Source organism: Mesorhizobium sp., from assembly GCF_005063415.1.
Lineage (GTDB): Bacteria > Pseudomonadota > Alphaproteobacteria > Rhizobiales > Rhizobiaceae > Mesorhizobium.
This window is the reverse complement of record NZ_SUEG01000147.1, coordinates 1-12,661: the sequence shown is the minus strand read 5'-3', so window position 1 is coordinate 12,661 and position 12,661 is coordinate 1. Positions and strand designations below refer to the sequence as shown.

The 12,661-nt window shown below is 55.6% G+C and carries 8 protein-coding genes; 5 read left to right on the top strand and 3 right to left on the bottom strand.

Annotated elements, in window-relative coordinates; translation table 11 throughout:
• Positions 1-114: 114 nt before the first annotated feature.
• The 3 genes from E5W70_RS26465 to E5W70_RS26455 form a co-directional block, all read right to left on the bottom strand.
• Positions 115-1,446: an HlyD family type I secretion periplasmic adaptor subunit gene (locus tag E5W70_RS26465; protein ID WP_292664025.1), complete on the bottom strand. Its 1,332-nt coding sequence runs from the start codon at positions 1,444-1,446 to the stop codon at positions 115-117.
• A complete protein-coding gene (locus tag E5W70_RS26460) occupies positions 1,443-3,050 on the bottom strand; it encodes an ATP-binding cassette domain-containing protein (protein ID WP_292664023.1) in 1,608 nt (535 codons plus the stop codon). The genes E5W70_RS26465 and E5W70_RS26460 overlap by 4 nt, the downstream gene beginning before the upstream one ends.
• Before the next feature lie 96 nt (positions 3,051-3,146).
• A complete protein-coding gene (locus tag E5W70_RS26455; RefSeq protein ID WP_292664021.1) occupies positions 3,147-4,679 on the bottom strand; it encodes a hypothetical protein in 1,533 nt (510 codons plus the stop codon).
• A gap of 659 nt (positions 4,680-5,338) precedes the next feature.
• On the opposite strand from E5W70_RS26455, the gene E5W70_RS26450 reads away from it, so the two are divergent.
• From E5W70_RS26450 to E5W70_RS26430, 5 genes are all read left to right on the top strand, one after another.
• Entirely contained in the window at positions 5,339-7,489 is a 2,151-nt protein-coding gene (locus E5W70_RS26450; RefSeq protein ID WP_292664019.1) for an ATP-grasp domain-containing protein, read from the top strand.
• 46 nt (positions 7,490-7,535) lie between these two features.
• Positions 7,536-7,991 carry a hypothetical protein gene (locus E5W70_RS26445; RefSeq protein WP_292664018.1) on the top strand — a complete coding sequence of 152 codons (456 nt, stop codon included), beginning with the start codon at positions 7,536-7,538 and terminating at the stop codon, positions 7,989-7,991.
• A gap of 153 nt (positions 7,992-8,144) precedes the next feature.
• Complete coding sequence (locus tag E5W70_RS26440) at positions 8,145-9,089, top strand: hypothetical protein (protein WP_292664016.1); 945 nt, start codon at positions 8,145-8,147, stop codon at positions 9,087-9,089.
• A 148-nt stretch (positions 9,090-9,237) separates the two neighbouring features.
• Positions 9,238-11,514 carry a CapA family protein gene (locus E5W70_RS26435; RefSeq protein WP_292664014.1) on the top strand — a complete coding sequence of 759 codons (2,277 nt, stop codon included), beginning with the start codon at positions 9,238-9,240 and terminating at the stop codon, positions 11,512-11,514.
• 612 nt (positions 11,515-12,126) lie between these two features.
• Positions 12,127-12,552, top strand: coding sequence for a hypothetical protein (locus tag E5W70_RS26430; RefSeq protein ID WP_292664012.1), 426 nt, complete (start codon positions 12,127-12,129; stop codon positions 12,550-12,552).
• The last annotated feature ends 109 nt before the right edge of the window (positions 12,553-12,661 follow it).

Below are 12,661 nucleotides of genomic sequence, written 5' to 3'. Positions count from 1 at the left end.
GGCGGCGACGCGTCGATAAGTGGCTGGAGCGCATGCAGATCGGAGAGTTGCCGAGCGCAACGTTGCACATCTTTCGGGCGGAACTTCCAAGTCATTGTTTATTGCTCGGTCTCTTTATTCACGAAGGGCGCGACCCATAGCGGCGTAGACAGGAGCGCTGAGATATTCCCAGGCTGACCTCGCTCCAGTTTCGATCATGACCTGCGTGCTCATCCCAGCTTGCAATGCTACAGGCGCTGCTTTCAAAGACTCCGGTCTCAGAACAATTCGAACCGAATAGAAAGCTTGACCGGTCCGAGCATCAATTAGCCGGTCAGCGGAAAGAGTGCGAACGTCACCGCTCATCGGTTGCTGGTAGCGTCTGCTCACAGCGCTCAGCCAAACTGTCGCGTGCAGCCCTACTTTCACCTGGTCGACGTCGAGGGGATCAACGTTTGCGACAACAACGAAGTTGTCGTCTTGAGGGACGATGTCCATTAGCGGCTCTCCCGCCGCTACGACCCCCCCATTCGTGTGGACCTTAAGTCCCACTATGGTGCCTCCGATAGGAGCGCGTATCTCGGTACGCGTCGCCACGTCATCAGCAGCGGCCATTCGCTGCTCGTATTCGTATATTTTGGCGCGTGTTTCTCCTAGTGCCTCGACGATATCGGCCGTCGTCGAGGCGCTAAGTTCGGCGATCTTGAATCTCGTCTCCTCCATCTTTTGCTGGGTTGCGCCGATCGACGCTACATACCCGCTTAGGGCACCTCCCACGTCCGCCTTTTCCCTTTCCAAATCTACAAGGCGTGTCCTGACCACCAACTTCCTTTCATACAGGCTGCGGACGTCACCTAATTGCTCCTCAATTAGCGCGAGCTTTCGAGTAGCGGCCACGACTTGCCCTTCAAAGCCCTCTATCTCCTTCGCCATGCTTCCGGTTGCTTGCTGCAGCAGCGAGAGCTGCTCTCTGAAGAGGTTTTGACGTGTCCGAAAGACACTCTCCTGCCCGGAAACAGCATCCGCCGCCAATTTCCCGGACCCTTTCAATTCAGGCGGGATTTCGATCGAGTCTTTTCCATCTCTTTCCGCGACCAGGCGCGCTTCGGTAGCTTTCGCCTCGTACCACTGCGCCTTGATTTCATTTGCAGCTGCCTTCGAAGCGGTGCTTTGCAATCGTATCAACACCTGGCCTGGCGACACGCGATCTCCCTCTTGAATTAATATCTGCGATATGATGCCGCCTTCGAGGTGCTGAACTGTCTTTACGTTTGAAGCAACATTCACCACCCCGGTGGCCAAGACCGCACCCTGGATGGGTGCCGCAACAAGCCACATGCCGGTCACGGTGGAGAAGGCAGCGATTATCGCGAAACCAAGGATCACTAAGCGCCTACCAAACGGCGGCGGATCTTCGGCTTGCTGAGTGCCGGGGTGTTTCGTGCCAAGGGCGAGCGAAGCTGTCACTTAACGCTCCGCAATTCAGTTTTGCCGAAGCGAAGGGGACGAACGGAACCTTCGGTGAGCTCGGGCGATCGACCTCCCAGGATCAGCGACCTATCAACCAGTCCGGCAAAACGGTTGGTCTGTCCGGACATGGTGATAATTATCGAGCTTCCCGCGTCCTTCATAAGCCTAGCTGCCGACTCAAGGGTCTTCTTCGAGGCAGCGTCCAAATTCGCGAAGGGCTCGTCCAAGACAATAAGTCTCGGCGCGCGAAAAAGTGCGCGGGCAAGGGCTACTCGCTTCCGTTCACTCCCGGACAGGCCGACCGAGTCGTTGAGTAAAGTGTCATAGCCCTGGCCCAGACGAATGATAACATCGTGTATTCCGGCTATTTTTGCTGCCGAAACCACGTCGTCGATAGAACTTTGTTGAAACCGTGCGATATTTTCCGCGACGGTTCCCTCGAACAGTTCAACGTGCTGAGGTAAATATCCAATCGCTCCAGCTCTGACATAATCCGGAAGCCTGGTTATGTTCATGTCTCCCAAGCGGATCTGACCGGTGCGGGGCTTGAGCAAACCAATGAGAAGACGGGCAAGCGTTGTCTTGCCGGTGGCTGCACGTCCTACGACCAGCAGCAATTCCCCAGGAGCCAGAGAAAGCGACAGTTTCCTAAATACGTCTGCTCGCGAGCCAGCATGCCTGAATGTAACTTCATCGAGAACTAACGAGCCCAGCGGCGTTCCAGGAAGCAGAGACGGCTCTAGGTCTGACGGTTTGGCAAGCTCCGCCTTGATCTTGGAGTATCCCTCCCGCGCTTCGATGAGGCTTCTGAGCTCCCGAACTGCCCTTTCCACCATTCTGTAAGCAAAGCTCGCAATAAGCCGAGCTGCGAATACGCCCCCGAGGGACGCCGAATCGTTTAGGAACAGCCAGATGCCCGATGCCAATAGAATTATGTAAACGCAACGGTTCAGCGCCCGGATCGCTGCATCAAGGCTCGATCCTCTGGCATTAAGCCGCTCCCGTTGCAAAAAGCCATCGACTCTGTTCCTACCCCAGCGACCGGCGATCGCGTCGGCCATTGCGAAGGCGCCGACGACGTCTTTATGCCTTTCCGCTGAGATCAATACCTCTTTCGCCTGCTTGGCAGCTTCACGTTCAGCTTGGCGGGGCTCTTGTGTGACCTTTTCTTTGAGCATGCTCATAGCTATCAGCAAAGCCATGCCTGCCAACGCGATCACGCCGAGAACAGGATGGATCAAGTATACACATAACAGGAAAATGGGAGCCCAGATCACGTCCAGCCAAGGAGCTAGCCCTCGTTCAACAAAGCTGGAGACTTTCTCGATACTGGTCAGAAGCGGCGGATTGGGGATGCCTGCCGTCAATCCGGCTTTCACGGACTGGGTGGTCAAGTGGTGCTCGATCCAAACGCCCCAGCGGGAAAGCATGCGACGACGAATGGCTTCCAGCACGACGCCGGTTACCAGAGCGACCAAGGCGGCCAAGGTCAGAATAACAAGCGTTTCCACGCTGCGGCTGGAAATGACGCGGTCGAATATTTGTATAAAATAAAGCGGCCCAGCAAATCGGAGCACGTTGATACAGACGCCAAAACCCACAACCGCGGCAAGGCCGGGTGTCGACCTTCGCCACATTTCGCGGAGGGGGGCGCTGTACCGGCGCCCGCCGCGTATTCTCACCAAAGACACCGTCTTTCACGCCCGCCCGAGCGGGGCATGCTGGTCGACACCCTCGTTGAAAATCCCTGAGAAATTCATGATCATCTCGTCCAAGTCGTCATGAGGGCTGAACGCAGGCCCTGCATGAACATTTTGCTGATCAACTGCCTGCAACATCGACCAAGCTCCGCTCACGAGGTTATCCATTCGGGTGGCGGACAGAGGAGGGCACCCGAGGGCTTGAACCAGGCTGCCCAGAGATGACTTGAGGGCCCTAGGGGTTTTTGCCACCACTGCCGCTTCGATCAATTCAGCCGGCGCCTGAATCGACATAAACATAAATAAGGGGTTCGAGCCAGGCGATAGCATCTCGGGCAGAGTGACGGAGACGCTCCCAAAGGGACTGGGCCATGTCGCCCTGCTGTCGCCGCCGGGCCTCGGACCAGGTGTTTCTCCCAACTCTGCCTGAACCAGTTCGTGCGCGAGTTTTCCCAGAAAATCAATTCGCAGCTGGGAAGAATGGGCTCGACCCTGGCCGAGGGCCACCATTGGATTTGGGGAGTCAGCAATACGCCGAAGATATGGGTTATTAGCCTGCCCGTTAGCTAATTTTTCAGAAGCGCGGGCCTTTAGAACGGGGCTGAGCGCCCCATCCTGGAGCTCCCATGGGGAATAGACATGCAGGCCTGTGGCTTCCTCAGCCTCCCTCACACCCAGCGGCGATCGGCCGATCCTGCCGCTAATTGCAAGTACCTTGTGGCCAGCAGCGCGGAGGGTATCAACTCCATACTTTGCGCCCATCGCGTCATAAGAAGCGAAAATGGCGCCAAGAGCCATGCTACGAAATGATTCAGCCAAAATTAGCTCGGAAGTTTCCTTCTGCTGCAGCCCGTCGGCGATCTCAATAACGGCGACATCACATCCATTTTCAGCGGCATGGTTCAGTAGGCGGAACGCGCCCTTTTCGATCAATTCTACAGGGGCTAAATACGTCGTTGCAAATCCTGCATCTGTGAAATCAAGAACAATGTCGGCTCCGGCATCCCGTACAATCCAGGTGTCGCCACCCGAGCCGGTTCCAGTAATTTTCAGTGCCGCGACCTTCAGTCCCGCCTTTTTGAACCCTCGGACCAATGACGTTGCCGTCAATGTCTTGCCGGCGTTCATTGACGTCCCAAGCGACAGAACAATCGGCAGGGAAGGGGGCAAATCGTCGGAGCTGACCTTGTAATCCCACACGTTCAGCCGGCGACCGAATTTGTCGCCAATCAGGCCGAGAGGGGTGATCTTGGTTGGCGCCAGCATCCGAGCATGTCTGGAAAGCTCACATGCCGCGATGCCGCCCCCCGCTACTAAGTCGCACGGCCCCAGATCAGGGCCTATGACAGCCTCGAACTGGTCAGGAGCGTACCTGTTTCCATAACAGAGGATTATCTCATCTCCGGGAAACATGATCGCTTTTCGCCCGCAAAGGAGCTCCAATCTGCTGTGATTGCCGAGTTCATCAACGCGCGCCAAAACAAGATCGCCAGCGACGGGCTGTATAGGTCCCGTGACGAGTGTGCGCATGTGAGATGCGGCGACCCGGCGGGTGGCGAATGCTCGTTTAGCTCTCTTAAGGCGCCCGCGCTTAATTCTTGAAACGGACATGAAACTCCCCCCAACTTATACTCGGATGGCATTTAGAGTCTTTTTCTGTTCAATGTTGCCAGATAAGTCTTTTTGATACTCCTATCTGCTTACAATAGATTATTCGATAACCAATATGATTAGATAACTAGCATTAGATGCCTAAAATACATCCCCAAGCTGACGACTTTCAACGGCTAATTAACACTATATTGTCTGGATCTCTGCCATTCGAATGCATGACGACATCTCTCCGCGAGGTCACATACCATCCAGCTGCATTGTCCGGATCAGGCCGGCGGGAAATCCACCAGTCTTTCAAGAGAATAAGAACGCGACTTCCGGATGCTGCGGCCGTAGCGTTTAGGCCGACTGAACGCGGGGGATCAGATATAAAGCGTGCTTAAATGTGGTGGAATGCGCCACATCTTTGCCCCTTCACATCGGGTCTTGCCGAAGCCGCTCATGCCCATCGATGCGGTGCCCGTTTCGAGATGCATTTGAAGTGGCTGCAGCGGAAGCGTGGTCAGGAAGTCTGTATTGTGGGAGACGGTCGAAAACCAGGCGGAGCGTGAACATCCGGGGGCAAAAGTGGGGTTATGGTCAGCCTATCTGAAGCGTTGGGAAAAATCGAGATTACCAGTTTTAAGGTGCTATCGGGCCTTAATGTGCATAGCACGAACACGGTGGTCAAATTAACCCTGGATATCGGGCGGCTAGCAGTCAGTCGCATCTCTGATTTTCCTGCGCTGGGTCGCTCAGCGCTGTCCGAAATGTTTCCCGGCTGTACACAAGACGCTTTGGTCCCTCGGTACATCGCCGATGCCATCCTGTCCGCCGATCTTGAGCTTCGCCGCGCGATGAATTTCTATTCGTTTTCGCCGGTGGCGTCGCTAGTAGGCAGTCCGTCCGAAAGCCATATTGCAATCGTTTGGGAGTCGGATGACCCGCAGATGTCGCGCGCGGCTGCTTCGGCCGTCGTTGAAGCGATTGGTGAGGCGGCGCGAGGCGAGGAAGGGGGGCCGAAATACACTCAGGCTCGAGAGCTGAACCTGGAAAGGGCGAACAAACGGCGTCTTTCAAATTCGACCGCTGTGCTGGTCGCTGCAGCTAAGAGAAATCGCATCCCGTTCGAGTTCGTTGCCCGTAATCACCTTCGTCTTGGCCAAGGCAAGCACCAGAAGCAGCTGTTCTCGACGATATCAGGTTCTACATCGTTTGCGTCGGCGAAGGTGGCCTTGGACAAAAGGCTGGGCAACAGACTTTTGGCGCAAGCGGGGATCCAAGTACCCCGTCAAATCACCGTTCGCACCAAATCTGAGGCAGTCGCTGCCGCCAAACAGCTCGGTAAGACCGTGGTCGTGAAACCAGCTCAGGGAAATCAGGGGCGGGGGGTTTCGGTTAAACTGCGGGGACGCCGTGCAGTTGAGGCGGCATTCGACATAGCGCACGATATCCGCCACTCAGAGCGGTATGGCGTCTTGGTTGAGCAGTTCATCGCCGGCCCGGAATTTCGGGCGACAGTCGTTGACTCTCATCTCGTGGCAGCGGTCATGTGTTGCCCGCCTCAAGTCGTGGGCGACGGTGAAAAAACGATACTTGACTTGATTCATGATTTGAATCGGGAACCGGACAGAGACGGGAGGCGTCTTTCGACTGTAGAAATTGACGATGAGCTGCTACGGCACCTAGCCTTGCATCGTCTTACGCTGGAGTCCGTCCCAATTTCCGGGCAACCTTTGGTTCTCCGGCCTACCGGTCACCTGGCCCGCGGAGGCGTCCCGGTCGATGTTACAAGCTCCGTTCATCCAGATAACATGCAACTATGCGAGCGCATCGTGAGGGTCATCGGCCTCAGTATTGCCGGGCTAGATCTCATCATGCCCGACATTGCAAGATCTTACAAAGAGGTCGGATGTACTGTCATCGAGGTAAATGCACGGCCGGGGATCGAGTTTCATCTTTGGCCGCGAGCGGGGATATCGAGAGATGTGAGCGAAGTCATCCTGGCCAATATGTACAATGAGCCGGGCTCGTCGGAAATTGCCACCGTACTCGTCATTGGCGATCGACACACAGGTATGGTGGCGACAGCAATCGATCACCGCTTCCAGGCTGAAGGGCGAAGAGTTGGTCTCTTGTCGAAAAGAGGCGCTTACATCAACACGGTACCCCAGGAATTTGGCCGGCGGACAACGCCCCAAATGCTGGCCAGAGACCCGTTCCTGGAAGCTCTTGTTTATGCAGCCTCTCCGGACAGACTTTGGGCGAGCGGTCTTTGTCTGGGTGCTTGCCGTGCGGTCTCAATGACTCCAACAGATGCAGATCATGGTACAGTTCTCGAAGATCTCACTCAGCGGGTGCTGCAGCGAGGCAACCAGGGCTATTTCATTGTCGATAGCGAAGATGAATGGTCTCGCCGTGCACTGTCGACTTTGCCGATCACACGACTAATATTGGTCAGTGCCGAGCCTGATATTGGTACCGGTCTACGTCGGCACCTACAGAGTGGCGGCTTGGTTCTAGCTTTGAGATGGAGCGCTGACGGATCGGGTGCCAAAATGGCGCTCGTGTCGAGATCTGGTGAGCTAGCCGCGGAACCCGTCACATCTATGTCACTGTCGCGGCCACCGCAAGTAAGGGCTGCCATGCACGCAATGGCAATGTCGTATTTGGCAAAAAAGGATGGCTGGTTCGATGAAGTGGCCCCGTTTCCTTCGGCTCGGCCCGAGACGAAAGACGTTCAATAGCAGTTATGATTTTATCGATTCTGCTGAAGCAAAGGAGAGTAAGGTTATGGATACTGTTTCGTCAACTGCCACACCGAGTGTTTCGCTAAGTGATGCGGCGACACTCGTTGCTTTGACCTTGAAACGCACCACAAACAAAGCGGGACAGCCGCGAACCCGTGCAAGAATGTCGTACAAGACATTCAGGCGCCTAACCGGACGGCGTGTTGGCGGGCAAGCCTTCGTGAGAGGCTTCACAGAGGAATTGTCGAAGCTGGGCTGGCTGATGTTCCGTATGCCATCGGCTTACGGCTTTGTGCGCGCCGCCTCCCTCGACAAGTGGCATCTCACAAAATCGAATATGGTCGCGGAAGAACTTAAGGTGATTAAGGAGGGATCTGCAGCGAAGGCATTAGAAAGCGCTCGGCAAGAGCTCAATGAGCCAGATGACCTCAACAATTTGGCAACCAGCAACAATGAGCCAACCCCACGGAAGGGGCAGAGGGCAAGCCGGTCGGCATAGAGCGAATAGACGTGTTTCGTTGGGAGGTGTTGATCTGTGCCGGACCCTGCAGTCGAGCTGAATACATTCGCAGATACAGACGAATTAGACACTATAAAACTGTTCATTTCGGAGTTCCGTAAGCTGGGACTGCGAACCCGGAGGCGGGGACCAATGCTCATCGCTTCCAGCGGGACTCAGAAATGCCTACTGGTGAAAGAGGAAACCAGCTTCACTGCCCTTACTGCGTACCGCATGCTAAAGGATAAGAGACTGGCACGAGCGGCATTCAGGCAAGCGGGGGTAAGCTTCGCGGATGGCAAGGCCTTCGGGATCCGCAACAAAGAGAGCGCGCGCCAAAAAGTCGTTGAATTCGGAACAGCTGTTGTGAAGCCTTCCGATGGAAACAAGGGGCGTGGCGTTTCAGTCAACGTGACGCCAGAGACATTTGAGGTGGCGTGGAGCGCCGCGCTGCAACTAGCATCGAGTCATATTCTAGTAGAGAGGTGTTTTACGGGTAACGAAGCCAGGTATTTAGTGGTCGACGCTCAATGCGTCGCGGTTTCGATGCGCACCCCCCCCTTTCTGATAGGCGATGGGTTCAGAACTGTCAGCCAACTCATTGATGCCAAAAACGATATCCGTTCGAAAAACCCTCATCTCGGGAAGCGGCCAATATTCCTGGATGATTATAGAAAGGTGATACTCAGATCACAGGGATTTGAGCCGGACTCTGTACCGGCCCAGGATCAAAGGGTCACCTTGGACTGGAAAAGCAACGCATCAACAGGTGGCGAAACTACGGAAATGACGAATCGCGCTCATCCCAGCATGAAACGCATCGCGGAACGCGTAGCGCGCGCTATTCCCGGACTTCACGTTGGCGGCATCGATATATTGTGCACGGATCATATGAGCGAAGCCGAGCCGCAGAACTACATCGTCGTCGAGGCCAATACGCGCCCTGACCTCGGATTACATCTCTTCCCAATGTACGGTCGACCTGTAAACGTTTGCAAGCTTATTGCAGAGAGCTGTGTCAGACATATGGGATTTAGCGGCGGCTGCGTCGGCGATGATCATTATGGACGAGTAAACGGCGCCAATGCCGTCACCTGATCGGAAGCCTAAGTGGCGCACCTGGTTTCGGTTGGTAGCCAGCGATATCCGCAAAGGAACTGCAGCTTGTCCGGGGAAATAGATAGATATGGCGACTGGGTCTGTTTATGTTTGGGAGCCTTGCGATTCAGACTTTACTGGCGGCCGGGTGAGCCTAAGCGAAGTCGAACTGCCCCATCTCGACCGAGACGCCGAACCGCCAAGGGGCCTGCGCGGGCAGTACGTGGACGTCATTAGCAATGGTTTCTTGCCCGGATCGTCAGTTGCCGAGACGCAGTGGCCAACCGGCCAGATGGGCGAGGCACTGCCCGATGAGCACGGCAACTATGTTTTCAAACCTTTTGGCGGCGGAATTCTTGGTGAGGAGGCGGATTGCGAAGCTGCCGCTCGCTTTGGCCAGGTTAATGTTTACTATCACGTCTCCTTGATGGCTCGGCGCATGAACGAAGCGCTGCGTTCGCTTGGCGAGAGCCCCTTGCCCAAGGTCAGGGCGATCCTCAATGCGCACCGAGCGACGCAACGGAGAGGTAACCGGAATCTGCCCGAGGATACGATTAGGTATGTGCCAGTTCGAGGGGTCAAATACCGGTATCCTGCAAGGATGGAAAATCTCGATGATTTTGCCATTCCCCTTTGTGGGGAATTGCTGTTTGGACCGGGGAATACGGTCACCACGGACGGGTGGCTAGCAAGAATTGCAGGCGGCGCTTACCTCTGCGACCCCTCCCACAATGCCAGCTTCATTTATCAGGCATTCGGACTTCACGTGGTGCGTCATACCGCCGATATCCAAAGTGATAGGCTGCACGCACCGAGTGCCAGTTTTAGCAGGCCTGGACCCCTTGAATACGCCTTGAGTATGTACTTGGCGGCCTCGATGCTCTCAACGCCCTACTTGTGGTGTTGGCATCTCCGTCATGATGCAGAGTTTATACCATCGAATAGTCTTGCCAATGACTCCCGCATGGACGATGGCGCCGTGCCGCCACCGGAGGCGCTGGTCACGCAGGTTATGGCGGGGGCAATCTGGGACCTGCACACGGCCTTTCCGGGAGACAAACTTACCTGCCTTTCGTTAGTCGTTGCTGCCCTTATGACGCTGGGGCGACTTTCTGATAGCCCATACGCCCCTTCCCGAATTCGAACTCGCACCGTCAGGTCGTCTCCGGAGAACTTTACCTCGTGTCTGCTTTACGCAGACCGAACGAGATTCGGTGGTCGTTACGAAGCGCTGATCCGAAATGTATTTCAGAGGCGCGGGATAGGTTTTAATTCTTCAACGGTTGATGCGTTGCTATCACCGTCAGTTCCGTCTCTCCCTTATCGCCTCGCGGAGTCTGAAAAAGCACAGCGCCACGTGGCAAAAATTCGTGAAAAGTTTGCAGAGGTCATAATTCCGGATGACGTCGATCTGATAGATCCGGACCAACTTGACCTATTCCTCTCCTCGTCGGCCGGCGGCCCTTACAACCTGGCGGCAGTAGGAGACCTCATGACGGGAATGCGAATGCGGCATCGTATCCGGAAGTTCGGCCCCGAATATCCTTTCGCCTGGGTGAAGCCGATCCTACGGCGCTGCGCTTTGATAACAGGAAACCTCGAAGGGCCGTTCTCCTCTAATTCCGACAAAGCAGAGACCACTCGGAACTACTCATATAAGGTCGACCCCAAGTCAGCCTCTGTCTTGCGCCGTGCTGGCTTCGCTGCGTTGACCATCGCAAATAATCACGTTCAAGACTGTGGCCGAGCTGGCGTTCTTGAGACGCTCGACACTTTGGAGCGACACTCCATCAAATCGTACGGCGGTGGCCGGGACCAGGCTACCGCGCACGATCCAGCGATTTTTAATGGCGTGGATGTCCGCATCGGGCTTCTCGGATACTACTGGAACCGTCGAACCGCGGCTCGGGGCGACCTGCCTGGCTCCGCACGAGATCTGCCCGAACTCGTCGAGAGGGACCTCGCACGACTGCGTCCGCTGGTCGATCGGATCGCGGTGATGGTGCATTGGGGTATACCGTACCAGCGTCAACCTACCGAGGAGGATCGCATAAAAGCGCGGCAATTTATCGACCTGGGCGCTGATGCAGTCATAGGCCATCATCCTCACATCCTCCAGCCGGTCGAAATCTATAGAGGCAGGCCGATATTATATAGCGTTGGAAACTTCGCGTTTGGATCAGGAAACAGCAAGGGTGAGTGTATTTTGCCCTGTTTTCACTTTGGCATAGAGCAAATAGATTTAGATATTTATCCCGTCTACGTTCAAAATCGGGATCCTCGCCTCGATTACCAACCAAAGGTGATGGGGGGGGCGGCTGGACGCGAGACAATCGACCGGTTGCTCGCGCTGTCGCCTGGCCTCGCCGATGTGGTCGCAGGCGTCCACGATAGATGTCTTAGATTGTCTATTCCCGCGTGCTGAGGTGAATGGATGCGCGTCAATGTTTAGCCAGGCGGGTCGAGCCCTTTTGCCCAGGGACCGCATATGCTGAAACGAATTCTTACCGATCGGGCGTTTTTATTTGTTTAGCATTCGCTAATACGCTAGCACTAGTGGCTGATCATCATGGAGCAACAGGTGCGATTCTTAATCCGTCTGTTAGTCGCAGCCGTCCTGGGCTGTGCCTTGATGCACTCAGGCCAGGCTCTTGCCTGGAAAGTAGGCAATGGTTCGACTTCAGCAACTATCAACGGCACAAAGTTGACGGTATACACCTATCATCCACAGAATTGTGCCAATCCGTCTATCCTGTTCGTTTTCCATGGGCTGAGCCGAACCGCCTCATCCTACCGAGATTACGCGCGGCCTCTTGCGGATCGAAATTGTCTGATTGTCATCGCACCGCTTTTCGACCTGGAGAGGTTCCCAGGCTGGAGCTATCAGCGGGGAGGCATTGTCAACTCGGGCACAATCCAACCTCGGGACCGGTGGACTGTCTGGTACGTAAAGGGACTGGTAAACTGGGCCAGGGCTCGAGAGGGGCTGCCGACTGCGCAGTACTACCTGTTTGGGCACTCCGCGGGAGCTCAATTTATGTCCCGTGTTGCGGCGTTCGCCTTGTCGGATGCAAAGAGAGTGGTGGTAGCCAACCCGTCTACCTACGTATTGCCCTCGTTGGCGGAGGCCGCAGCCTACGGGCTGGGATGTCTCCCCTCGGGCTGCGTCTATACCGCGGATCAAGCCTCTCAGGAGTTGAAGGCCTATCTGGCTTTGCCGCTAACGATCTATCTTGGAGAGGACGACACAGGCGATGTCGATCTAAACGAAGGCGCGGCTGCTATGCGCCAAGGAGAGACACGTTTGGACCGGGGGCAATTCACTTTCGAGCTGGCGCAAGCTGTCGCGACCGCTAACGGGTGGCCCTTGAACTGGCGTCTCCTGATTTTGCCGGGTGTCGGGCATTCCGCAAGGGACTTGTTGCAGTCCGATCAGGCTGATCAAGCCTTTGGCCTCAAATGAGGAAACACCAGCCAGTGTTTGTTTCGCAGGCCTCCGGCGAAGGCCGCCTTGCGAGAGGATGGCACGGTAGCGAGGCTGCGCTCTTAAGGTCGTCCTTACGAGCGAAGTT